The following is a 22,521-nucleotide window of genomic DNA, read 5'->3' on the forward strand; positions in this document are numbered from 1 at the left end:
GGAGGCGCAAGCCGCCATCCACCCGCCCTATTTCAACGGCAGGAACAATTCCGCAACCGTCTCATGCTCCGGCACCTCGGAGAAGAAGGCGAGGCGTTGGCAGTAAAGAGGGAAATCCCTTGGCTCCTCGCTGCTGAGCAGCAGCCAGTCGCGATGGATATAGAGAACGGCTGGCTCCAGATTGCCGGTATTGCCGATGGCGCGCAGCACGCCGTAGCACCCATCGGGGATATTCTCCGACCTGACCGTCTCGATGGCGTACAACTCTTCACCCGTCGTGTGGACTGCTCGGCGATCCGGCATTTCACAAATAGACGTGTGCTGCCAGGCAGGCCGGTGCATCCGAAGATCAGCATGGCTTTCGTCCGCCTGGTCAATCCACCTTTGAAGGATCAGCGTCTTCGGTCGACCCGACTACCTTGCTTGCGCAATGACGACCGCGTCGCGGCAAAGGTCGCAGGTGCGGTCGCTCGTCGGCAAAGGCCTCGTTGATGACGAGCAAGGTGGTGGCGTGCTTTCTCGAATTGGCGACGCTATCCAGCCAGTGCCGGAGCTGGGCGTTCAGGTCGTCGAGATTGCGGAACGAGCGGGCGAGGAAGAAGTCCTCGCGGATATAACGGAACGGCCGCTCGACCTTGCCCTTTGTCTTTGCCCGATAGGCGTTGAATTTCAGCAGATTCTGAGCCAGATTTTCAGTTTGCTGCAACCTGCCATCACGCCGAAATTACCCATTGTACGCGACCATTTAGGGGGCGGCGGGTGGAGTTGTGGTAAGTGGAAATACGAATCAAACCCTTTTGAAAATCAACACAGTGCTTTCTTCCGCCATCGAACACAGGAGCGCCAGGAGGCGATGAGGCAGACCGAAGCCAGTCTCGACAAAAAAAGCGGCGTGCAAGGAATTGCTCGCCCGTCCGCGTAAAATTGCGAAGCCGGTCCAGGGAGGAACAGGGTGCAAATCGGATACTGGCGCAAAATCAGAGAGCTCCTAAATCAAGCCCGAGCGCATCCATGATAAGCGCAATTTCCTTCACGGTCAGGGATTGCCAGGCGCCGCATTGGACTAACTTCAATCGTTCTTCCGAAATGCCGGTCCGTTTCGTCAAAGCGTGGGCATCCAAGCCTCTGCTCTGAACGCTATTGGCGAGGATTTGCACGAGATCAGCCGCAGTTTCTATTGGCATGGCAGTCCTCAAGTTTTTGCCGCCGTTGAGGTAGACAATAGTTTGCAAAGTTGTCTGAAGGTCCTGAAAACGGGGGCGGAGGGAATTTGATCGTCTGGACAAACGGTGCGGTGATCATAGGATTTTGCGGACCTGCGTGGTGAACGCTTTGAGAAATATAACCAATTTTTCTGCAAAGCTGCAGAAAACGGAACAGGAGAACTGCAGGAATGATCTATCGCCATGGAGGATGATTGCGATCAGGCGTGGCGTGAACCTTTGCCGGCTGGGGGAGCGGCCATGTCAATATACCGTCAATCAGCCCATTGAATGCGACGAGTGGTGTTTTGATATTGTGTCCGAACGAGCGGCATTCCTGAAAAACGCCGCCACTCAATGCAAAGGATCACTTCCATTGCTGTCGATTTCGGCCCTGATCTCTTCGATGGCATCGCAAAGCGCATCGATATCTTGGCTGGAATGTGCCGATGTCAGGCAGATGCGCAGCCCTGCTTCGCCCCGTGCCACCGTTGGGAAGAAAATCGCCGACGTGTAGAAACCACGTCGAAGCAATTCCCGCGCGGCCGCAACTGCGATCATCTCATCACCAAAACGAACCGTTCGGATGGGAAGGGTGGACGATTGTCCGGAACCCTTCAAGCGCCCATCGAGCAGTTCAAGGTTTCGACGAAGTTTCTGCTGGCGAAGACTAAGTTCGGGTGATGCATGGATTGCAGCCGATGCGAACGCAGCACCAATCGCTGCCGTCGTTAGGGATGCGGAGAACGCATGCGCAACCGCAAACCGACGAAACAGGAGTTCTTGCGCAGCGGTCCCAAGCATCAGGATGCCCCCGGATGCGCCAAACCCCTTTCCCAGCGATGCGGCAACAATCGTGCGTTCGCCAAGGTCGGGAATGGCTGAGCGGGCAAAGCCCGATCCGTTGTCACCGTGAATGGAAATGCCATGAGCATCGTCAATGTAGAGGAACAGCCCATAGCGTTCCTGCAAGCGCAGCAATTCGTCCATCGGAGCGTTGCCGCCCATGGAATAGACGCCGTCACAAACATAGGCGATCGGGCGATGGCTCTTGCAAAGGGCTTCCAAGGCCGCCATGTCGTTGTGTGGTATGGTCGCGACCTCCGTATCCTGCGCGACCACCGGTTTGTGAAACGCCAAAGTGGCATGCGCAAGTCGATCGAAGACAACGAGCGGCTTCTTCCCAGCCGTCAGATGGCCGGATGCAAGGATCGGAAGCGCGCTCATATTTGCGGCAAGAACCGTGGTGAACGTCAAGACACGCGCCTTGAACAGATCGGATAGCTGACGTTCCAGGTGCCCAAGGATATCGAAGTTGAGACGGGTCCGCGCGCAAGACCAATGGAAGGCACGGGAATTGGCGATCGCCTTGCGGGCGCCATCAAGAATATCCGGATGGTTGTCCAATCCGAGATAGGAGCAGCGCACAAAGTCCATGACCGCCTGGTCGCCAGGCTGGATATGGACAAGGCGATCATGCGAAGGGGTCGCATAGACGGCCATCACGCCTTGGTAGTGGGCATGCTCGAAGCTCGACGAGGCGAGATCGATCATCGTCGAGGTGTTGCGGAGCGAAACTTGCGGCGTTTTGCCTGGTACGACTTTGCTCATCTGTTCTTTCCCGATGTCTGATGCATCGGGAAGATTGCTGGAGCGGGTCGAGAAAACGACGAAGATATCTCAAATAAAACAATATGTTTTCGCGAAGCGGGCTGCGTGGATCAGGTCTTTCGAAGGGAAACGATGAAGCCGTTCGACCTGACCGTCTCGATCATCTTCTCTCCGCTCGCCTTGAGAACAGCCTTGCGAATATTCGATATATGGGCATCGACGGTCTTGTCCTCCACATGCTGGCCAGGCGGCCAAGCTGCCAGAATAAGGTCCCTGCGGGTAAGGACGCGTTCCGGAGAAGCCAGCATACGCCGCAGTATCTTATATTCCGTTGGGCTGAGTGCCGCTTTGCCAAACCTGCCCCGCAGCATCCGTGTCGAGCGATCCAGCCAGAGTGCGCCGATCTCCTCGCACTGTTCATGCGATGATGCCACCAATGGCCTGGTTCGCCGCTCGATGCTTGCGCGTAAACCATAGAGGATCAAATCGGGAGACAGCGGCCGCAAGACACACTCGTCAACGCCCGATCTCAGGAATCTTAGATAGTAACCGGCATGTTGCGGGCGAATGAAAGCCATCATTGCGACGTTCGCCGTTGTTCTGCGAGAGCGTGCTTTTTGGCAAAGTTGAAGCGCCGGATCGATGTCGGTGCTATCGAGAATCAAGGCTTTGGACGCACCGATGTTCATTTCCAGTTCTTTGATATCGGGCGCAATCGGCAACGCCCGAAATCCTCCCGACGCGAGAATATGAGTAAGGAACAGGGAGAAGTCCGCATCTTTGGTTGCAACAAGGACAATAGGGTTCATGGGGTGACTCCACAGGTGCCCCAGACCTGACACCTGCAGAGTCGGGATGCGTTAAGGCATATCGATATGCGATTGGTCAGTTCCGACGCGGGCCTATCTTTCCGCGCGGTCAGGTTACCGGACCCAGTTGTTCCATTGTTCAAGCAACTGCGATGCGTTGGCATTGATCCATTCTGCATCCGGCACGATCACGTAGTCGGAAATGTCACCTGCTGTGGGCATGGATTTACGCGTTTCATCGGACATCAAGGCGATGGCATCCTTGCTCGGTGGCGTGCAGGAAAGGACATCGCAGGCTTTGGCCTGTGCGGCTGGATTATCCAGCCAGAATGCCATCAGTTTGAGCGCGTTCTCGCGGTTCGGGGCGCCGCGCACGAGTGCAATGCGATCGCCGACAAGGAAGGAGGCCTTATAGGACCACTTTATCGGCAGACCCTCGTTTGCCATCGCCTTGGCGCGGGTGAGCCAGATTTGCCCAAGGTCATAATCGCCGTTGCGGAAGCCTTGGACACTTTGGTCGCCGGTCTTCCACCAGAGAGAAACGGAATCCCGTATCTCGTCGAGCTTGCGAAAGCCGCGATTGACGTCGAGCGGAAAGAGCTCCTCTTTCTTCACACCATCGGCCAGCAGTGCGGCCGCAAGCACCCGCCATGGATCATCGAAATTGGGGAACGCCCGGCCACCTGGAAAACGCTCGGTGTCCCACATATCCGCCCATGTCTCAGGTGTCGCATCCGCTTCTGCTCGGGAGCGGTAGGCGAGCAACGTGGCCGTCGACTGCAGCAGTGCACCCCCCGGTTCACATGCATTCGCCACCAGGTCGGCCCGGTCCTTGTAGGGATTGCAAAATTCCGACAAATCCTCGGTCGCGGCCTTGTGCGCTTCGGACCCAGCCTGGATCTCTCCGTCAAGGTAAAGATCCCAGGTCACATTGCCGGACTTCACCATTGCCGATGCCTTGGCGCGCATCTCTGCATTCGTCGCAGACACCACGACCACCTCGATGCCGGTTTCCTTGGTGAACGGATCGAACCAGGCTTCCTTCAGAGCGCGATCATATGCGCCGCCGGTCGATGCGATGACAACACGTTCGCCCGCCAGGGCGCTGCTGCACGTGGTCGCCAATATCGTAGTGGCCAACGCGACTAAAGCTGTGGTGCGAAATCCGAGTTTGGTGATCATTGTTCTTTCTCCTGATTGTTTTGAGATGTCTTTGAGGGTGAGGCAAGATGAACGATACCGATGAGCAAGAGGGATGCTGCCACGATGACCGTCGAAGCGGCGGCAATGACGGGGGTCAGATTGAAGTCGATGTCCTCGAACATCTTTCGTCCAATCGATTTGCCGCCAATGTCGGAGATGAAGAAGGCGACGGTGGCTTCGTCAAACGAGGCAAGGAAGGCAAAGACAGCACCGGCGGCAATGCCGGGCGCAATATTTGGAAGCGTCACGTGGATGAAGCACCGTATCCGTGATGCCCCACAGCTTGCCGCCGCCAGTTCGAGCGCCGGATCCAGTCTTTGCAACGATGCCGAGACGGTAATCACGACAAAGGGCACGGCAAGCACGGTGTGACCGATCAGGAAGCCTGGAAGCGAACCCGTCAACTCCAGAGGGGCGAAGACAAGATAGAGCGCAACGCCGAGCACCACATGGGGAACGATCATTGGGCTGATTACGACGGCTTGTACAAACCCTTTGAACGGGAGGTCACCCCTGACAAGGGACAACGCAGTCGCCGTGCCGATGAACGTGGAGGTGACGGCAGTACAAACGGCGATCTTGAGGCTGAACAGCGTGGCGGCGAGCCAATCAGGGTCCGATAGGTAAGCCAGATACCATTTGAACGTCAGGCCGGATGGCGGGAACGATAGGTGCGCGGATTCATTCAGCGACATCGGTATGATGATGACTGTCGGCAAGATGAGGAAAAACAGGATGAGTGCCACCGCTGCCAACCCCACGAGGCGGATGAGCCGCGGATAAAGCGCTTCAAGAACGGGCTCCCGGTGGAGACCGAGTTCACCGGCGATTGCGCGTCGTGTACTTTGATTAGTGGACACCGTTGAATCCTTTGTTGTGCGACAGCGCTTTGCGGAAGACGACGACAAGAAGCAGCGTCACGGTCAGAAGGACGGTGCTGAGAGCGGCTGCAAATGGCCAATCAACGGCGACGAGTGTCTGCTGCCCGATCAGTGTTGCCATCATCATGGAGTTGGGGCCGCCGACGAGCGCCGGCGTGATGTAGAACCCGAGGGCCAGAACGAAGCACAGGATCATTCCAGCAAAAACGCCGGGTAGGCTGAGCGGCAGGGTAATCAGGAAAAAGGACCGCACAGGACTGGCACCAAGATTGGCGGCTGCCCTGGTTAGATCGGCCGGCAAACTTCGGAGCGTTGCCTGGATAGGCAGGATCGCGAATGGCAGGAGCACATGTGTCATGGCAAGGATGACGGCACCTTGCGTATATATGATCCGGATGGGACCGTCAGTTAGGCCCATACCTTGCAATAGATCGTTGATCGGGCCGTTGCGCTGGAACAGTACGACCCATGCGTAGGACCGGACAAGGACGGAGGTCCACAGGGGAACGAAGACGCATGCCGTGACGATCAATGCAGCCTTGCGCCTTAGCCGCGACATCGCCATTGCGATGGGATAGCCCAGCACGAGGCAAAGGATGGCGACGGCCGCTGAGATCAAGACCGTGTCCACGAGCACTTCCATATAGAGCGGATTGTGTGTCATGCGCAGATAGGGTTCGCCAGCATCGGCGAAACTGAGCTGCACAAGGTGGAGGACCGGATACAGGAACCCGATGGCCAGCAGCGACAGAAGCGGCAAGACGAGAAGCAGAGATAGGCCAGGCGGGTATAATTTTGCCGAATTGCCCCGACGAATATACAAAATCCAGGATGACAGTCTGTTCTGGGCAGTCGTACTCACCGTGCGCCCTCGCTCGCTGCAGAAAAAAGACGGGCATGTTCCGGTGCAAAATCGAGGCCGACGAGAGCACCACGCTCGGGAGCCGGCTCGATGGCAGGCAATTGCACGCGCACAATTGCGTCGCCGTGGGCCGCAATGCGCACGAGCGCAAACAAAGAAGCACCCGCGAAAACAACAGAATCGACCGTGCCCTCGAGAGGTGACTCCCGATCCCATTTCGAACGGCGCAAACGAAGATGTTCCGGGCGCACGCCCAGGCGCAAAGCCTGGCCGATCGCGGGACGATCTCTGGATCGACTACCGGAAATGGTGATCGGAGATGACGAGCCTTTCACAACGACAATGACCGACGTATCGTCGGAGGAAACAACGCTGACGGGCAGGAAGTTGATGGAACCCACAAAGTCGGCAACGAAGGCGTTTGCCGGATTTCTGTAGAGTTCGTCGGGCGCACCAATCTGCTGAAGGCTGCCGCGATGCATGACCGCGACGCGGTTCGACATGGTCAGCGCTTCCTCCTGGTCGTGCGTCACATAGACAACGGTCGCGCCAACCGTTTCGTGAATGCGCTTGATTTCCAGTTGCATGGACTCGCGCAGCTTTTTGTCGAGTGCGCCGAGCGGTTCATCCATGAGGATCACGGGTGGATTGAAGACGAGCGCTCTTGCGACGGCGACGCGCTGCTGCTGACCACCCGAGAGTTGGTGAGGATATCGATGCTCAAGCCCGCCGAGTTGAACGAGGTCGAGCATTTCGGTAACGCGCCGGCGCCCCTCCGCCGAGCGAGATGATTTGCGCATCCGCAAGGGAAACTCGATGTTTTGCCGAACGGTCATATGCGGAAAGAGGGCATACCGTTGGAAAACCATGCCGATGTCACGGCGATGGGGTGCTGCGGCAGTGATATTCTTCGTTGCGATATGAATGGACCCGGAACTGGGATGCTCGAAGCCAGCGATCATCGTCAGCAAGGATGTTTTACCCGACCCCGATGGACCCACGATAGAGACGAACTCTCCCGCATGAATTTCCAGCGAGGTGTCTCTCACAGCCTCGACTGCCCCGTACCGCTTCGAAATGTTCGAGAGCGTTAAGTTCTTTCCGATCAACGTGTTCTCCCAGATTTATGTGCCGGCTTGCGGCATGGCGGCGGTCTCTTGGTTTGGATCCGCATTGTGGAATGGCCGGCGCAAACGGTGTGACATCCGTTGCGCGAGGCGCTAATGTTGATGCGACATAACTTCGCAAAGTCTTTGCATTTGCCGTTTTGTTGCAACAAAAATTATCGCTGTCAACCATCTTGAGGTGTAAATTGATTGATGAGGATCACAATAGCGCGAAATCCGGCCTAGGCCCGCGATTGGGAGATTCGGCTTATGAGGCGCTAAAGGACAGGATTAGCCGCGGCGTCTATCGACCGGGAGACAAGCTGACGGTGCGTTCGGTCGCCGAGACCCTTGGCGTCAGCTCGACCCCCGCGCGTGATGCAATCAATCGCCTGGCCGCCGAAAATGCCCTGGTCTATGCAGGCCCGAAGACGGTCATTATTCCGATCCTCTCTGAGCGTGACCTCAAGGAGGTCACGGTTATCCGTATCGCATTGGAGGGGCTGGCGGCGGAGGAGGCTGCGACCAGATGCACTGCCGATGACCTTGCTACCCTTAAGTCATTGCAAGGTATGATAAATAATGGCTTGGAGAAGCGGGATTACGCTTCTGTTCTGTGGCACAACAAGGAATTCCACTTCCTAGTCTATGCCCGCTCTGGGCTGCCGCACCTGGTCGACCTGATCGAGGCGCAATGGCTGCGGGTCGGCCCCTCCTTCTATGGCCTCTATCCGGAATTTGCGGAAGAGAAATACGGGGTGCGCAACCATGAGATGGCGATGGATGCCATCCAGGAGCGCGACTGTCGCGCATTGCGCGCGGCATTCGAAGGCGACATTCGCACCGGATATCTCCGGCTGCGCAGTGCGTTGAGGGCCCGTGTTTCGCAATAAGGTAGATTTTTGTTGCGCCGCATTGACATGACGATATTTTGTTGCAACAAAAATGCGAAGCTTTCATAAAGCTCGTATTTTGTAGCGAAGGTAGTCAAATGCTCACAGAAATCGCAGCCGGCGACGCCGTTGCGCTTTGCCGCTCGTCTCAACTCTTTGCACGCGGACAAAAAGTCTTCCCGGCCGGTGTGACTCGCGCAACCATCGACAGGGAACCTCATCCAATTTATGTGGCGAGGGGCGAGGGGGCCTATCTCGTCGATGTCGACGAAGCGCGCCTTCTCGACCTCAACAACAACTTCACCACCTTGCTTCATGGCCATGGGTTCAAGCCGGTGGTGGAGGCGGTTTGCGAGCTGCTCGCGGCAGGCACGTGTTTTTCCAATCCCACACGGTACGAAATCGCACTTGCGGAACTGCTGACATCGCGTATTCCAGCGATCGAACGCATCCGCTTCGTGAACACCGGCACCGAAGCCGTGATGTTTGCAATCAAGGCGGCGAGGGCCTTTACCGGGCGTTCCGCCATCGCGCGGTTCGCCGGCGCCTATCATGGCGCCTACGATTGGGCGGAGGCCGGTCAAAACGGCTTCGATATCCGACTGGATGGTAGCCGAAACGCGCGCCTTGGATATCGCGGCGCACCCAGCGAAATCGCGAATGATGTGCTGGTGCTGGATTTCAACGACGCAGATGGTCTGGATGATACCATTGCGGCGCATGCCAGCCGCATCGCAGCGATCCTGATCGATCCCATGCCAAGCCGTGCCGGCCTCCTCGAACCCCAACCTGTTTTCATTGAACGGATCATGGACGTGGCCAATCGGCACGGCATTCTCATCATCGCTGATGAGGTCTTGAACCTTCGGCAAAGCTACGCGGGTGCATCTGCACGCTATCGCCTGAAACCGGACTTTGTGGTTGCAGGCAAGATCATCGGAGGCGGGTTTCCGATTGGCGCAATCGGAGGAAATGCGGAGGTCATGTCCGTCTTCGGGGGGGATCCCAGTTCGCCTGTCGTCTCCCAAGGTGGAACGTTTTCGGCAAATCCAGTATCGATGGTTGCCGGTCTCAAGGCGATGGAAGCGGCAACCCCTGCGGTATTCGATCGACTGGAGCGACAGGGAGACTGGCTTCGCGCTGAGCTCTCGGCAGTCGCGCGCGAACATGGGGCGGCGTTCTCGGTAACCGGGGCGGCGTCTCTCCTGCGCATTCATCCGCGGGCGACACCGCCGACCACCTATGCCGAAGCCGCGCCGACACCCCCTGATATTGCCGCTATGCGCTCACTGAGCCGCCATTTCCGCGAAAAGGGAATTTTACTGCCGCATGATGCCGCCGCATGCCTTTCCACACCCATGGGCGATGATGAACTCGAACATGTCGTTGCGACATTCGAGCAGTTTCTCGTCGACTAATGCCTTTCTAATCAGGAGACCCAACCTTGAACGCCAACACTGAGACTGAAACCGTTGCCGAACGTATCGCAGCCGCGCTGAGACGTCATGGCGTCGAGACGATCTTTGCACAAAGCCTTCCGTCCGCAGTCGTTCTTGCCGCCGAGGCAATCGGCATCCGGCAGATTGCCTATCGGCAAGAAAACATGGGCGGCGCCATGGCCGATGGTTATGCTCGCGTGTCAGGTAAGGTCGGTGTGGTCGCCGCGCAAAACGGGCCGGCTGCGACCTTGCTCGTACCGCCGCTCGCCGAGGCACTGAAAGCCAGCATTCCGCTCGTCGCCCTGGTACAGGATGTCGAGCGGGATCAAGCGGATAGGAACGCCTTCCAGGACCTCGACCAGATGGCCTTGTTCCAGTCGTGCGCCAAATGGGTGCGCCGGGTTCAGGTCGAAGATCGTATCGAGGATTATGTCGATGCGGCGTTTACAGCTGCGACATCCGGCAGGCCTGGTCCAGTGGCACTCCTCCTGCCCGCCGACCTGTTGCGTGCACAGACGAAGGTTGCCGAGCGCCATAGGATAGCGCAACTCGGCTCGTGGCCCATTGATCGTTTTCGCCCGTCGGACGCGTTGATCCGACAAGCGGCAGACTGGATTGATGAAGCTGAAAGGCCGGTCGTTATCGCAGGTGGCGGTGTCCACGCCGGCGGCGCGGCGATCGCACTTGCTCATTTGCAGGATATCGCATCGCTTCCGGTCTGCACGACAAATATGGGTAAAGGCGCGGTAGACGAGCATCATCCGCTCTCAGCCGGCGTTCTAGGAGCGCTCACTGGCCCACGGTCACTCGGCAAATTCACGAAACGCCTTGTCGAGACCGCGGATCTTGTGCTTCTGGTGGGGACGAGAACCAATCAGAACGGAACCGACAGTTGGCGACAGATCCCGCCAGATGCACGGGTCATCCACATTGACGTCGATCCCAGTGAGATCGGTCGGAACTACGAAGCCCTGCGACTTGTGGGGGACGCCGGCGCCACGCTCGAAGCCCTGGCAATAGCGCTTGAAACCCTGGAACGGCGAAAAAGGCGTATGCAGCGCGACGCGGTCGAACGCGAGATCGCCCAGTGCTGGTCCAAATTCGAGGAAGAGCGCAAGACATTCTACACATCCGACAAATCCCCTATCCGGCCGGAGCGTATCATGCGAGAACTACAGCCCTGGTTGGATCACCGTCTCACCGTTGTGGCTGACGCCAGCTATTCATCCATGTGGGTTGTTGGCCAACTGCGCGCTACACATGTCGGGGCAAGATTCATCACGCCTCGTGGCCTTGCCGGACTTGGCTGGGGACTGCCTTTGGCCGTCGGCGCGAAACTGGCGCGGCCTGAAACATCCGTTGTTGCAATTGTCGGGGACGGTGGGTTCGCACACAGTTGGGCCGAGATGGAAACGATCGTCCGATCCGAAATCCCGGTGACGATCATCGTCTTGAACAATGGCATTCTCGGGTTCCAGCGGGATGCCGAAACCGTCAAGTTCGGTAAGTTCACGACAGCGTGCCACTTTGCACCCGTCGACCATATGGCAATCGCAAAAGCCTGCGGCTGCGATGCTTATCGCGTCGAAGATCCCGAGGAGTTGGAGGGCATGATCGGCGCGGCAATCAATTCCGGTCGGCCAACCTTGATCGAGGTCATGACGGATCCCGAGGCTCATCCGCCGTTGTCGCTCTTTGCAGCGATGGACGAGGCGGCGTGAACAGCGGGGCCGCTGCACCAGTTGCCATCGTGACGGGCGGAAGCACGGGGATCGGGCTTTCGACCGTCGCAACGCTCTTGAATGCAGGTTTCAGGGTCGCCTTCTTCAGTCACAACGCTCAGCATCTTCATCAAGCTGAGCAGGAACTGAGAGCCAGTCATCCGCCCTCTAACATCCTTGCCGACTGCGTTGACGTTAGATCGCAAGAGGCCGTGGACAGGTTTTTCTCGACGGTTCAGGATCGATGGCAGGTCATTGATGGTCTCGTGTGCAATGCGGGGATTTCGCCGAAGGGAACTAACGGCGCTGTTCCGTTTGAAGATGTCGACACGGCGCAATGGCAGGATGTTCTAAGCGTCAATCTGACAGGTGCCGTCTGGTGTTGCCAGGCGGCCCTGAAACGGATGAAGCCGCGGGGCCGTGGGCGCGTCGTTCTGATCGGATCGGTTGCCGGTAGAACGATCCCCCGGATCGCGGGTGCACCATATGTGGCATCGAAGGCGGCAATGGCGGGCGTCGCCCGATCGATGATTGCGGCATGTCACGGAACATCGATCACCGTGAATGTTGTTGCACCCGGCCGTATTGCGACGGACATGGCAGGGGACCCATGCAGCCCTGCGAATATTGAGGCACTAGCCCGGATTCCAGTCGCACGGCTTGGAACCGCCGCCGACATTGCTGCGCTCATACGCTTCCTCCTCTCGAAAGACGCAGGCTTTATCAACGGCGCGATCATCGACGTAAACGGAGGCGAATTCGCGCCACTTTAATCGTGGGGGAACATGGCACAAAAGGTTCTTGCGCAATTCGCGGATGCCCAACTCTTCCTATTTGTCCGGCATCTCTTTGCGGTCGAAGGGTTCGAGGTCGTGCTCGCGTCGGAAAACGAGGGCGGCATAGAGGAGGGAGCGGCCGACTATGTCGCTGTTGTCGTCGATGCCGCCGCTATATCCCGCGAATCCGGCTTCGCACAGCTGCGCCGTTCGTTCCCCGAGGCAGCATTCCTTGTCTTGTCTAGGGACGCTCAGACATTCGGGGATAACCTGAGCGCCAAGGACCTTGTGCTCAACAGTCCCTTCAACCCATCGAAGCTGGTACGCTTTCTGAGGCAGCTCCGCTACGGGCGCGGCCTCCGGGACGAGGTGTCGCGAGTGGATCCGATCCTCTGCTTCGCCGATCTCGAAATGGATATCTCGCGCCTGCAGGTTTCGCGCTCGGGGCAGCACGTTGCACTCACGGCGCTGCAGTTTAAAATCTTGCGCCACATGCTCGAGCGCCCGGCGCAGGTGTGCACGCGAGAGGAATTGATCATGCATTGTTGGCCGGAAGATTCCGAAGTGGAGTTGAGGACGGTCGATATCCATCTCGGCCTTATTCGCCGAACCCTAAAGCGTCTCGGTCCCGACTTGATAAGAACCGTCAGGGGCGCCGGATATGCGCTTCAACTGCCATGCGACGCATCAAAGGGGCCGTCACGTCATTAAACGGTTCAGCACACGGCCCCAAAGTTCGCTCTCTTGTTCGTTGCCTTCAAGCCATGCGTCAAGGCCGCAGTAAGCGACCGCCATAAGCGCATTCTCCCCGAAAATAGCCCTGGCCTCTATTCCGAGGGTGGACGCTTCTGCGTTCGCGTCGAAACGTTCCGTCATTTCGGTATGGGCCGGATCATGCTCGTTCGCATCGCGTGACACATCGCTCTCCAACGCGTCCGACGATGGCTAGTCTTGGGGTGGGTGCCGGACGTTGTTGCATATGTCGTTCTTGCAAAGTTGAACGTATGCCGTCCCTGGCGATGTCTACGGAAGACCTTAGCGCGCTTGGGTAGGGCCTGCAAGGCGATTTGCCTCGATGCCGGGTGTGATATCGACGCACCGTCGGCAACGCAACGATATCCAAAGCTGCAGCAAGGCGCTTGAACCTGCCGCGTGTTGCTACCGCCAATCTGACATGCCGTCGGGGCGCTTAACGAAGCCGGCCGGCGACACGTTCAATCATCGGCAAGGGCGGAGGCGATGTCTTCTCTCATCTTTCCCGCAGCCTGCTTCTTTTTGGGGGAGGTCTGCAATAGGGTCAGGATCTTCCCGATGGATTGATCCGCTTGTGCTTGCCGGCGTGCGGCTGCGTTTAATGCCGATTGAAAATCTGGAAGGCTGCCCGTCGAGGATTGGCTACTGGTTTCGTCAGGTTGCAGGACGTGGTTAGATACATCAGGCAGACATTTATGTTTCGCGGTGCGCGTCAGGTTCACTGGTTGATGAATAAATAACGCGCTACTCGCAGCAAACGTCGCTCCAGGTACCGACGTGGCCGGTGTTTCGCGCGTGTCTGAGGGCTCGTGTTCTGGTCGTTTAAACTGGATAGCGTCCGCCTGCTTCACGCTGTTCATAGTCGATAAGGCGCGCGCCGGGAGCCATGAGCGCTTCATCAGCTCGTTGTCGGCATAGTACGTGTTGCGAAGGCCAAAAATTGGTTGCTGGTTTCGCAGCTTTATGATGCAGCGAGTCTCATGCATCGCACCCAATTCGTCAGGGCGCATTAACGGGCTCATAGCCGTCTTGTGCGAGATGGTCGCTCCCTTGCGATCGAAGAGAGTGACGCCTGTCGATATCGCCTTGTCGACCGTAACTTCCTTCCGTTCGCCCAACAGCTGCGAAACATAGCGCTGGTCTTCGGGATCCTGCGCGCCAAGGAAGATCTGAGCACGGGCAGAGTTGACGAGGGTCTGCCTTCCTTCCCGCGTATAAAGGTTGTCGATGGACCGCAGCGACTGGACGAAGAACCAGCACGGAATGCCATAGCCCCCGAGGACGGTGGCGACGGTAAGGGCGTTTTCCAGCTTTCCCAGATTCTGGAATTCATCGAGCAGGACGAGGACACGCCGATCGCCGTGCTTCATCATGTTGCGCGACATGTAGTCCATGAACTGGACCATCAATACGTTGAAGATCGGCCCGATCGACGCGATCTGCTGGATACGGAAATCCAGATAAAGGCTCATATTCTCGCGCCTCATAGCTCGGATGTCGAAGGTCGACCGGGCCGTAGCGCGCAGGATGCGGTTGTTCTTGAACGGCCGGACGGCAGCGGCGAGGGAGCCATAGACCCCATCGAATTGCTTGCTGGCCATGACGGCAAAACGGGCGAGGGTGGTGTAGGTGAAGGAACTGATCCACTCGGCGCGAAGCTCGGGATTGGCAACCTCCTCCAGCCATTCGCGGAGCGGCTGATCACCACCCTCGACGACATTGAGGACCGTTCCCAGATTCTTGTCCATGTCGACGATATCGGGGTTCTCCAACACCCAGGATGTGACGCCGGCGAACAGCGCACGGGCATCGGAGATCCAGTAGGCATCGCCCTTGGGTGTCGGGAGTAGCGCGGTCGCGATCGAGTTGATGTCGATATCGCGTTGGTCGGGGTCGATGGCCACGAAATCCAGCGGGTTGTAGCATTCGGTATCGCCATTCTCGTCCGCGGGCGAAAACCGCAACACGCGCGAGAATTTCGAGCGATAGCCCGCCGTCGCCTCATAGGTTTCGCCGCGCATGTCGAGCACGACGATGCTATCAGGCCAGAGCAAGCAGTTCGGCACGATCAGCGAGGCGCCTTTGCCTGACCGCGGCGGGCCGATCACGAAGCCGCCGACGTCGTCGCCATCGATCCAGAGCTTCTTGCCCCCGAACAACATCGGCTTCATGAACCGCCGCCGGCCGGACCCTCGCTGCGTGAAGCCGCCGGGAACCTTGATCAGACTGCCGCCGATCCGACCGACGAACACGCCGCCCGTCCGGGTAAGCCCGAGGGCCCGCGCTTCCAGCGGGCTCAGAAACCGCGCATCCGTCGATTTCTTCTTGCCGGTCATTGCCGTGATGAGCATCGCGACGCCAGCAACCGCGCCAGCACCGGCCGCGATCGCAGGCCGATGCCAATCACCGGCGGCGAGATCGAGGCGCGCCGCTCTATAAGATGCGAGTATATCGTCCTGCAGCGCCTGGAACATCCAGGTCGAGTTGTCGAAGGCGTAATAGAGGCCGGCATAGGCAAGCGATGCAACGAAAGCCGTCATCGCAGCGGCGACGATCAATCCGAACAGCAGGATGGCCGGGTTCACAGCACGTCCCCCTTTGTGAAAACGATTTCGGACACAACGCGCCGTCCGTCGGGAAACCGATGAAGCTGAACAACCACCGGGATCACCTCCTTCAGGTAGTCGATGATTTCGTGCTTCTGCAGCCGAACGCCACTCTGCATGACCATCAAGGACAGGCGGTCATAGGCGTCGCGTGCGGAATTCGCGTGGACCGTGGTCAGCGAGCCCGGATGTCCGGTGTTAATGGCCTGGAGGAAGGAAAACGCCTCTTCGCCGCGAAGCTCGCCGAGCATCACCCGATCCGGCCGCATCCGGAGCGACGCTTCCAGCAATTGCTGTGGCGTCACCTTCGCCCGCCCTTGGTCACCCTTCGATGCGAGCAGGGCAACGGTGTTCGGCGTAGGCGGTCTCAGCTCGCGCGTGTCCTCGATCGTCACGATGCGCTCCTCGCCAGGAACCTCCTTCAGAAGCGCGTTGAGGAAGGTGGACTTGCCGGTAGAGGTGCCCCCGGACACGGCGATCGAAACCCGCGAACGCACGGCGGTCCGGAGAAACTGCATGACGTCGATATCGCCCTGCAGCATGGCGGCAAGGGTCTCTTCGGCCGGCGAAAGCCGGAGTTGGCGGCCAACCCGTGTATCGTCGAAGGCGCCGCGGCTCTTGTAGACGTCCAGGCCGATGTCGTGGATGACCTGCTTGCGGATCGAGATCGCGCCGCCGGCAGGTGCCGCCGGCGGCAGCACGCACTGGAAGCGCTCGCCGGTCGGAAGCGAGGCCGACAGGATGGGGTGTTCCTCGTTGACGACCTGGTTGGTGAAGCCGGCCACCCTTTCGCTCAGCGTCCTGATCCAGTCGGCGGTAAACTGCGCGTCGACAATACGTTCCATGCCGGCGTCGCCAAGTCGCTCGATGAACACTTCACCGGGGCGATTGACCGAAATTTCGGAGACGCGGTCGTCCGAAAGGAACGGCTTCAGCCGTTCAAGAGCTTTATCGAGAAACGGGAACTGCTTCATTTGTAGACCGGCGCAATCGGATAGTAGGGCGTCGGATCGACATTGCGCCTGATCTGGCCGCCGCGCTTCAGCCGCATCATCTCCTGCCGGACCGGGTCGGCATAGAAGGCGGAGAAGTCGAGATCGCGCCGGAGATAGACGATGATCGACTCGCCCTGGGCGACGTAGATCGTCGGCGGGATTTTTGAGCTTTCCTTGAAGGCTTCGTTGGCGATGTCCTGGAGGACCGCCGACGATTTTTCGGCGGCGATCGAGCGGGCTTCAGCAGCCGTGCGGCTCGGTTCCGTGGTGATCGTCGTCACCGCGCCGGTGATCGGATCGACCGACGAGATCGACCGGGCGCTTTCCTTGGCGGTATCGCCCAGCGCCGAGACATATTCCGCAGCACCGCCGATCACGGACAGCATAATTGCCGCCCCGAACCGCTCCCAGAAATGCGTGTCGATTTCACCGGTGAGCCCGGCGCGGCCGAGGCGATCGGCGCCAGGGGAGGCGATCTCGACGGAAACGCCGTCCGAGCGGATGACGCGGGACCAGACGATGAAGATGCGTTTCTGGCCGCGGGCCAGGCCGGACTTGTATTCCCCGACCAAACGCGAGCCCTTCGGAATGAGGATGCGCCCGCCGTCGAGAGAGCGAACATCCTCGCGCACGACGGCGCGCACCATGCCGGGCAGGTCGGTGTTGATGGCCGTCTCGAGGAAGCCACGGATCATTGTGCCCTGAGCGACGAGCGCGTCGGTGCGACCGAAGCGGGTCGCCTTGACGATGCCGGCGGTCTGCTTTTCCGACTGGGCGAGGAACGCCTTGTTGGCATCGCTTTCCGCGCCGGGGACCGCGACGAGCTGGCCATCGTCGGCGATGGTCACCGACTGATCGCCGGACAGCGACTCCCGGTTCGAGCCGTCAAGGACGATCTGCTCGGATCGCAGCCGTTCCCAGCGTGCCTTTTCCTCATCCGCCAACCGCTTCGCCTCCAGTTCGGCGAGACGGGCATTTTCTTCCGCGCGCCGGCGGGCTTCTTCCATCCTCAGCCGTTCTTCTTCGGCCCTGCGGCGCGCTTCCTCGATCTGCCGCAGCTTTTCGAGATCGTCCCCCTGGTTGACTGTGACGTCGACATCGGCGGAATCCACCGGCTTCTTCTCAGCGACAGGAATCTGCACCAGATTCGGATCGGCCGCCTGCTTCACCGGCTCCTCGGGGAAATCGCGAATGCTGGAGTTCGAGGTCTCGAAGCTCTCGCCGCTGCCTTCGGAAAGGTTGGGATTCTGTGCTCCGGCCGGCCAGTTGACGTAGGCCAGGACGCCAACGCCGACGATGAGCAGGACAGGAAGGGCCAGCTTGCCGAGGCGACCGTTGCGGTCGCTCGCCACGCTGCTTTGTCCATCGAGATGGTCGAAGTCGATCTTGCTCACCGCTGGCGCTCCTCTTTGTGGCCGAGGCGCTTCGGCCCGTAGGCGTCCTCGATGAGGTCGAAGGATTGGCGATTGGCCTGCCGGTTATAGAGGCAAAGCCACTTGTCGCCGGCGCGCAGGGTGAACTGCGCCGCGATCTTGTCGACGACGACATATTTGCCTTGCGTACGAAGATTGACGAGCGATTCCTGACGCTTGCCTTCGACCACGAAGATCGCGGGGATATCGCCCTGAAATTCCAGATACATATGCGTGCCGTCATCGAAGGCGACGCGTGGCTTAAGACTGGTGTCGCCCTTGAAGACATAGTCGTAGTTCAGGCGGTTCGGATCGAGATCCTTCAGTAACGGATCCTTGGCGCTCTCCTGCGCCGCCGCCAGCAGCCGGGCGTTGACGTCCTCGTCCGGATATTTGAAGCGAACCTGGAAGGCGGCGCGCAGGTCGGCCGCGGCGGAACCTTTCAGGAGCAGGGCATAGACGCGCTGGTTTGTGACGATGTTGACGTTCGTTTCGGCGTTTTCGCGCAGGGGCTTGACGAACAGGATGCCGGATCCCTTCTTTGGCACAATCGACCAGCTGGCGGTATCGCCGGCCGAAATGGTCTCGATCACCTCGGAACTGCCAAGCTGGATCATCGTGGAGACGCCGAGGCCGGCTGGCACGGTGACGACGGCATTGTTGTTGAAGGTGATGTAGCGGATACGCGGGTCGGCAGCGTGTGAGGCGGTTGCGGTGGCGAGCAGCGTGAGCACTGCGAGGGTGAGGACAGGTTTCCGCATCATCGCGCCGCCTTGTCCACCGGCAGAACTTCCGGCAGCGATTCCTGGTCGCGCCTATATTCGGTAGCCTGGAAGCCGAGCGGATTGTCGAAACGGTATTCGTTCTTGAGCGGCGCGGTTGTGTATCGAAAGCGAACCACCGAGACCCAATGCTCGCGGCGCAGGGTGTTGTCGCGGCGGGTGTCGGTCGAAAAGCGCACCGTCGCCGTGGTGGCGTTGAGGAACGAAACCGACTTGATGGTGACGGCAATACGCGTGTCGCGGCCAAGCAGTTTATCCTTCGATTGCGGGTTCGACGGCTCGAATTCGTGGCGGAGGTCGGCTGCGGCCTGCCCCGTCGAATAGAGCTGGGCGAGATCGTAGTTGTCCTTCAGCGCCCGCGGATCATAGGTCTCGCGCGCCCGGATATAGCGGACGATGTTGGCGGTCTTGATGGCGTCGTTCTCGGAAAGCTTGCTTTCGTTCAGAGAACGGGCGACCTCGACGAAGCCGGTAGTCTTGTCTGCGATCACCACGACGGCCTCGAACTGCTTCAGCGGGACGAGGAGATTGAGGGCAGAGAGGCTGAGCAGCGTGGAGATGCCGGCGACCGTGGCCACCGTCCAGGCGATCTTTCGGGAGCGGCGCTCCTTGCGATAAAGTTCGGCCTCCCAGGATGCGCCGGCTTTCCAATAGGCGGTGAGATCGATCGGCGGTGTATCGGGTGTGTTTCCGGCGGCGTCTTCGTTGGTCATTTGGGTATCCGGTGATCGCCGATGGCGAAAAAGAAACTATAGTTTATTCGGTAGGCCGAGCGATCTCCTCTACCGGGTGGGTCGGCGTCAGGATCAATCCGCAAAGCCAGTGTTCTGGGAGCGCTCAGCTCCTCGGTGCAGCCGCGCTAAGTCCTAGCTGCACCAGCGCATCAGCGTTTTCTTGGACGCCGTGTTGGAGAAGACGAAGGAGCGATCGTCCTTCACCTCGATCGTGACGGTATCGCGGTCGCCGTCCGCTTCATCGGAGCCGGCCTCGATCCACAAGACATCGAGCGTGTAAGCGCTGCCGTCGTGTTTGACGGAAAGCACCTTGCCGGCGGTCTTGTTGGCGCCGATAGCCTTGTCCTCGACATAGATAAACGCGGCCGCCGCGGCTTCGCAGCCGCCCTCGGCGGGCGCATAGGCCCCGGTCAGTACCGGCAGAATCGAGCTTGGCGATTGTGCCTGCGCCGCGCTGGGGATGAGCAGGCCGAGCGCGAGCATCGTCGACACGAATTTCCTCATTCTCAAGCCTCCTTGTTCAGAAACCGAACAATGCGCCGAGGCCTTGAGCATAGCCGGCGAGCATGTTGTAGAGATCGATGCAATATTCCGCGAACGGCTTGAAGAAGATGACCGCAAGGATGAACAGCAAATAGCCGAAGCCGCCGCCGTTTTTGGATTCGGCGCGAGCGTGTTCCGCAGCTTCTTCGTTGATCTGAGCCTGCTGATGTAGGGCCGCCTGATAGCGACGGGGATCATTCCAAGGGTGCATTCAAGCCTCCTTCATATAAACTATATTTAACGAGCAATGACCTGTCTGGCCAGCCTAAAATTGCCCGTTTTTTTCGGTTTCACGCTGAATCGCACGCGCCCGTGCTGCCTGAACGTCGGCGGATGTTCGGCGACGCCCGAGGCCAGTTCGGAGAATCTGCGCTCGGTTGGTGAATTGGTATCCGGTGCGCCGCAAAGATTCCCTTCCCGCCTGGAAGGGGACGTCGCCTTGGCCTGGCGCTGTGCCCCCGGTAATTGCGGCTGCAAAGGCCGGAATAAACCGGAACACGACGATCCCGAGAAGGCAGACGATCACGAAGGGCGCGACATAGGAGAGCTTGCTTTCCGTCGCGGTGTTGTTGGCGGTGTTGATGGCCAGCTCGATCAACTGATAGAGGAAGGCGAGGAACGCCATCATCAGCGTTTGCGTCACCATCAGGTTGACCATCAGCAGCAGCCAGCCGTCGGTGAAGCGGAAGGTCCAGCGATAGAGCGCCAGGATGATGAAGACCGGCGCCAGCGCCAGCGTGATGAACAGCATCAGCTTGGCGGCGAGGATCGCGGCCGACGCGACGGCAATGAAGATCATCGCGACGACAAAGACGATAGCACCGATCAGCGCGCCGACATATTCGAAGGTGCCGGTCGCCACCTGCTCATAAATCTTACCTGCGGTCTCGAACACGGCGTCGAGGATTTTGACGACGCCGGTTGTGTCGCCTGTGCCGCCATCGAGCGCACCACCCGAACCCGCGATGGACTCGATGATCGTATCGGAGATCAGGTTGGGCACGGACTGCACTAACTGGTAGAGCGTGGCGGAGAACGCTCCCCAGTTCGTGGCCATATAATAGATGGCGAAGGCACGGCCGAGCCGCCATGCCGCCTCCGGCACGGAGAAGCCATCGCGGCCAGCAAGGATCATGTATCCCCACCAGATGACATAGAGGGTGAGCATCGACCCGAACAGGACATTCACCTGGAGCGCAAGGCCGTCATAGGCGTTCTTGATGAACGTCTCGCCGATACCGTCGAGCTTCTCAAAAATGTCCGAAATGATCGTGGTCGCTGCCATCGGCCTATTCCTTCAGCACGGGCGCGAACACGTCATTGACTGGCCAAGCCGGGCCGCACAGGTCATCGGCTTCCGCATATCCAGAGATCGGCGGGCAGGGGGCCTTCTTCTCACCTTTCGTCTGGCAACCGGCGAGCAGGACGAGACCTGCCAGCATCGTGGCAACGAGGAAACGCATACGGCCTCACTTGAACGGGTTGATGTCTTTGTATTGCAGCATCTTTGCGGTTTCCGATTGCTGGGTCAGCCGCATCTGCATCTCGGTGTTGAGGGCCGATACGGCGCCATTCGAGACGCCGATCAGCTCGTTGATGGTGCGCGCCGTCTCCAGCTGCATGCGGGTGTTGGCGTCGACCGAGCCCTTGACGTCTTCGGCCGATCCGATCTGGCCGGTGGCCGACTGCAGCGATTGCTCGCGCTCCGTCACGCCTTTCGTCGCCTGCTGTGTCAGCGCCGAGAGCAGTGCGACCGTGTTGACGGCGCCCGAGAAAGCATTGTTCATCGCGCCGGCGTCCTCGCCCTCGACAATCGCCTTGACCTGCTTGACGAGCTGCAGCCCTTTGATCAGCGTGGCGGCGATATTCTGGGCGTCGGAGCCAAGACCGCCGAAGGACAGCGTGCCGCCGTTCATGATTGACGAGAAGGACGGCGCGGCCGAGACCGACATATTGCCGCCGAGACCGGTCGAGGAAATGCCCATGGAGCCGTCGCGGCTGCCGGAGAGCGCGCCGAGGATCTCCTTGGTCTTTTCCAGGATGTTGGTGTTGGTCTTCATGATCTCGCCGGTGTTTTCGGCGTTCTTCTTGGCGATGGCGAGATTGGTGTTGTCGATCACCGGGATGTCGGCGAGCGCCGGCGTCGCGAAGGTGAGGGCGGCGGTGACGACGAGAAGCTTGTTCATGGAGAAC

General features: G+C 59.2%; 23 protein-coding genes and 2 pseudogenes. 5 read left to right on the plus strand and 20 right to left on the minus strand.

Going from position 1 to position 22,521, the window contains the following annotated elements:
- Positions 1 to 27: 27 nt before the first annotated feature.
- The 9 genes and pseudogenes from AABQ55_RS36540 to AABQ55_RS36580 all read right to left on the minus strand — a co-directional run.
- Positions 28 to 252 (minus strand): annotated as a pseudogene (locus AABQ55_RS36540) (GyrI-like domain-containing protein); the annotation flags it as partial.
- 193 nt (positions 253 to 445) lie between these two features.
- Positions 446 to 658, minus strand: a pseudogene (locus AABQ55_RS36545) (IS21 family transposase); the annotation flags it as partial.
- Positions 659 to 977: 319 nt separating this feature from the next.
- Positions 978 to 1,184 carry a hypothetical protein gene (locus tag AABQ55_RS36550; RefSeq protein WP_272809608.1) on the minus strand — a complete coding sequence of 69 codons (207 nt, stop codon included), beginning with the start codon at positions 1,182 to 1,184 and terminating at the stop codon, positions 978 to 980.
- A 372-nt stretch (positions 1,185 to 1,556) separates the two neighbouring features.
- On the minus strand, positions 1,557 to 2,813 hold the full coding sequence (locus AABQ55_RS36555; protein WP_272809609.1) for an aminotransferase class I/II-fold pyridoxal phosphate-dependent enzyme: 1,257 nt from the start codon (positions 2,811 to 2,813) through the stop codon (positions 1,557 to 1,559).
- 110 nt (positions 2,814 to 2,923) lie between these two features.
- Entirely contained in the window at positions 2,924 to 3,622 is a 699-nt protein-coding gene (locus tag AABQ55_RS36560) for a response regulator transcription factor (protein ID WP_272809610.1), read from the minus strand.
- A gap of 114 nt (positions 3,623 to 3,736) precedes the next feature.
- Positions 3,737 to 4,804, minus strand: a complete 1,068-nt coding sequence (locus AABQ55_RS36565; RefSeq protein WP_272809611.1) for an ABC transporter substrate-binding protein — start codon at positions 4,802 to 4,804, stop codon at positions 3,737 to 3,739.
- Positions 4,801 to 5,595 carry an ABC transporter permease gene (locus tag AABQ55_RS36570; RefSeq protein ID WP_272809690.1) on the minus strand — a complete coding sequence of 265 codons (795 nt, stop codon included), beginning with the start codon at positions 5,593 to 5,595 and terminating at the stop codon, positions 4,801 to 4,803. Before AABQ55_RS36570 ends, AABQ55_RS36565 begins: the two co-directional genes overlap by 4 nt.
- Before the next feature lie 79 nt (positions 5,596 to 5,674).
- Complete coding sequence (locus AABQ55_RS36575; protein ID WP_272809612.1) at positions 5,675 to 6,568, minus strand: ABC transporter permease; 894 nt, start codon at positions 6,566 to 6,568, stop codon at positions 5,675 to 5,677.
- Complete coding sequence (locus AABQ55_RS36580; RefSeq protein ID WP_272809613.1) at positions 6,565 to 7,677, minus strand: ABC transporter ATP-binding protein; 1,113 nt, start codon at positions 7,675 to 7,677, stop codon at positions 6,565 to 6,567. The genes AABQ55_RS36575 and AABQ55_RS36580 overlap by 4 nt, the downstream gene beginning before the upstream one ends.
- A gap of 203 nt (positions 7,678 to 7,880) precedes the next feature.
- Here AABQ55_RS36580 and AABQ55_RS36585 point away from each other — a divergent pair, with 203 nt between their 5' ends.
- The 5 genes from AABQ55_RS36585 to AABQ55_RS36605 all read left to right on the plus strand — a co-directional run bounded on the left by AABQ55_RS36585 (position 7,881) and on the right by AABQ55_RS36605 (position 13,214).
- Positions 7,881 to 8,567: a GntR family transcriptional regulator gene (locus AABQ55_RS36585; protein WP_272809614.1), complete on the plus strand. Its 687-nt coding sequence runs from the start codon at positions 7,881 to 7,883 to the stop codon at positions 8,565 to 8,567.
- A gap of 98 nt (positions 8,568 to 8,665) precedes the next feature.
- Positions 8,666 to 9,985, plus strand: coding sequence for an aspartate aminotransferase family protein (locus AABQ55_RS36590; protein ID WP_272809615.1), 1,320 nt, complete (start codon positions 8,666 to 8,668; stop codon positions 9,983 to 9,985).
- A gap of 26 nt (positions 9,986 to 10,011) precedes the next feature.
- Entirely contained in the window at positions 10,012 to 11,727 is a 1,716-nt protein-coding gene (locus tag AABQ55_RS36595; protein ID WP_272809616.1) for an acetolactate synthase catalytic subunit, read from the plus strand.
- Positions 11,724 to 12,500 carry an SDR family NAD(P)-dependent oxidoreductase gene (locus AABQ55_RS36600; RefSeq protein ID WP_272809617.1) on the plus strand — a complete coding sequence of 259 codons (777 nt, stop codon included), beginning with the start codon at positions 11,724 to 11,726 and terminating at the stop codon, positions 12,498 to 12,500. The genes AABQ55_RS36595 and AABQ55_RS36600 overlap by 4 nt, the downstream gene beginning before the upstream one ends.
- 12 nt (positions 12,501 to 12,512) lie before the next feature.
- On the plus strand, positions 12,513 to 13,214 hold the full coding sequence (locus AABQ55_RS36605; protein WP_272809618.1) for a response regulator transcription factor: 702 nt from the start codon (positions 12,513 to 12,515) through the stop codon (positions 13,212 to 13,214).
- Here the strand turns inward: AABQ55_RS36605 and AABQ55_RS36610 are convergent.
- The 11 genes from AABQ55_RS36610 to AABQ55_RS36660 all read right to left on the minus strand — a co-directional run bounded on the left by AABQ55_RS36610 (position 13,203) and on the right by AABQ55_RS36660 (position 22,514).
- A complete protein-coding gene (locus tag AABQ55_RS36610) occupies positions 13,203 to 13,421 on the minus strand; it encodes a hypothetical protein (protein ID WP_272809619.1) in 219 nt (72 codons plus the stop codon). The genes AABQ55_RS36605 and AABQ55_RS36610 overlap by 12 nt on opposite strands.
- 296 nt (positions 13,422 to 13,717) lie before the next feature.
- Entirely contained in the window at positions 13,718 to 15,841 is a 2,124-nt protein-coding gene (locus AABQ55_RS36615) for a type IV secretory system conjugative DNA transfer family protein (RefSeq protein WP_272809620.1), read from the minus strand.
- Positions 15,838 to 16,836, minus strand: coding sequence for a P-type DNA transfer ATPase VirB11 (gene virB11, locus AABQ55_RS36620; protein ID WP_272809621.1), 999 nt, complete (start codon positions 16,834 to 16,836; stop codon positions 15,838 to 15,840). Before virB11 ends, AABQ55_RS36615 begins: the two co-directional genes overlap by 4 nt.
- Complete coding sequence (gene virB10, locus AABQ55_RS36625; protein WP_272809622.1) at positions 16,833 to 18,251, minus strand: type IV secretion system protein VirB10; 1,419 nt, start codon at positions 18,249 to 18,251, stop codon at positions 16,833 to 16,835. The genes virB11 and virB10 overlap by 4 nt, the downstream gene beginning before the upstream one ends.
- Positions 18,248 to 19,033: a TrbG/VirB9 family P-type conjugative transfer protein gene (locus tag AABQ55_RS36630; RefSeq protein WP_272809623.1), complete on the minus strand. Its 786-nt coding sequence runs from the start codon at positions 19,031 to 19,033 to the stop codon at positions 18,248 to 18,250. The genes virB10 and AABQ55_RS36630 overlap by 4 nt, the downstream gene beginning before the upstream one ends.
- Positions 19,030 to 19,764: a virB8 family protein gene (locus tag AABQ55_RS36635; RefSeq protein WP_272809624.1), complete on the minus strand. Its 735-nt coding sequence runs from the start codon at positions 19,762 to 19,764 to the stop codon at positions 19,030 to 19,032. Before AABQ55_RS36635 ends, AABQ55_RS36630 begins: the two co-directional genes overlap by 4 nt.
- Before the next feature lie 153 nt (positions 19,765 to 19,917).
- Positions 19,918 to 20,277: a hypothetical protein gene (locus AABQ55_RS36640; RefSeq protein ID WP_272809625.1), complete on the minus strand. Its 360-nt coding sequence runs from the start codon at positions 20,275 to 20,277 to the stop codon at positions 19,918 to 19,920.
- A gap of 28 nt (positions 20,278 to 20,305) precedes the next feature.
- Positions 20,306 to 20,539 carry a hypothetical protein gene (locus tag AABQ55_RS36645; protein ID WP_272809626.1) on the minus strand — a complete coding sequence of 78 codons (234 nt, stop codon included), beginning with the start codon at positions 20,537 to 20,539 and terminating at the stop codon, positions 20,306 to 20,308.
- A 54-nt stretch (positions 20,540 to 20,593) separates the two neighbouring features.
- Positions 20,594 to 21,613 carry a type IV secretion system protein gene (locus AABQ55_RS36650; protein WP_272809627.1) on the minus strand — a complete coding sequence of 340 codons (1,020 nt, stop codon included), beginning with the start codon at positions 21,611 to 21,613 and terminating at the stop codon, positions 20,594 to 20,596.
- 4 nt (positions 21,614 to 21,617) lie between these two features.
- A complete protein-coding gene (locus tag AABQ55_RS36655) occupies positions 21,618 to 21,791 on the minus strand; it encodes a hypothetical protein (RefSeq protein WP_272809628.1) in 174 nt (57 codons plus the stop codon).
- A 6-nt stretch (positions 21,792 to 21,797) separates the two neighbouring features.
- Positions 21,798 to 22,514: a type IV secretion system protein gene (locus tag AABQ55_RS36660; RefSeq protein WP_272809629.1), complete on the minus strand. Its 717-nt coding sequence runs from the start codon at positions 22,512 to 22,514 to the stop codon at positions 21,798 to 21,800.
- Between the last annotated feature and the right edge of the window lie 7 nt (positions 22,515 to 22,521).

Origin of the sequence: Shinella sp. WSD5-1 (assembly GCF_963942435.1) — a bacterium.
Lineage (GTDB): Bacteria > Pseudomonadota > Alphaproteobacteria > Rhizobiales > Rhizobiaceae > Shinella > Shinella yambaruensis.

What these genes read in the sequence shown, in the direction of transcription:
- AABQ55_RS36565 (WP_272809611.1), bottom strand. Translation starts at nt 4,804, where the DNA reads ATGATCACCAAACTCGGATTTCGCACCACAGCTTTAGTCGCGTTGGCC.
- AABQ55_RS36655 (WP_272809628.1), bottom strand. Translation starts at nt 21,791, where the DNA reads ATGCGTTTCCTCGTTGCCACGATGCTGGCAGGTCTCGTCCTGCTCGCC.
- AABQ55_RS36645 (WP_272809626.1), bottom strand. Translation starts at nt 20,539, where the DNA reads ATGCACCCTTGGAATGATCCCCGTCGCTATCAGGCGGCCCTACATCAG.
- virB11 (WP_272809621.1), bottom strand. Translation starts at nt 16,836, where the DNA reads ATGAAGCAGTTCCCGTTTCTCGATAAAGCTCTTGAACGGCTGAAGCCG.
- AABQ55_RS36590 (WP_272809615.1), top strand. Translation starts at nt 8,666, where the DNA reads ATGCTCACAGAAATCGCAGCCGGCGACGCCGTTGCGCTTTGCCGCTCG.
- AABQ55_RS36650 (WP_272809627.1), bottom strand. Translation starts at nt 21,613, where the DNA reads ATGGCAGCGACCACGATCATTTCGGACATTTTTGAGAAGCTCGACGGT.
- AABQ55_RS36550 (WP_272809608.1), bottom strand. Translation starts at nt 1,184, where the DNA reads ATGCCAATAGAAACTGCGGCTGATCTCGTGCAAATCCTCGCCAATAGC.
- AABQ55_RS36560 (WP_272809610.1), bottom strand. Translation starts at nt 3,622, where the DNA reads ATGAACCCTATTGTCCTTGTTGCAACCAAAGATGCGGACTTCTCCCTG.
- AABQ55_RS36555 (WP_272809609.1), bottom strand. Translation starts at nt 2,813, where the DNA reads ATGAGCAAAGTCGTACCAGGCAAAACGCCGCAAGTTTCGCTCCGCAAC.
- AABQ55_RS36660 (WP_272809629.1), bottom strand. Translation starts at nt 22,514, where the DNA reads ATGAACAAGCTTCTCGTCGTCACCGCCGCCCTCACCTTCGCGACGCCG.
- AABQ55_RS36630 (WP_272809623.1), bottom strand. Translation starts at nt 19,033, where the DNA reads ATGATGCGGAAACCTGTCCTCACCCTCGCAGTGCTCACGCTGCTCGCC.
- AABQ55_RS36635 (WP_272809624.1), bottom strand. Translation starts at nt 19,764, where the DNA reads ATGACCAACGAAGACGCCGCCGGAAACACACCCGATACACCGCCGATC.
- AABQ55_RS36605 (WP_272809618.1), top strand. Translation starts at nt 12,513, where the DNA reads ATGGCACAAAAGGTTCTTGCGCAATTCGCGGATGCCCAACTCTTCCTA.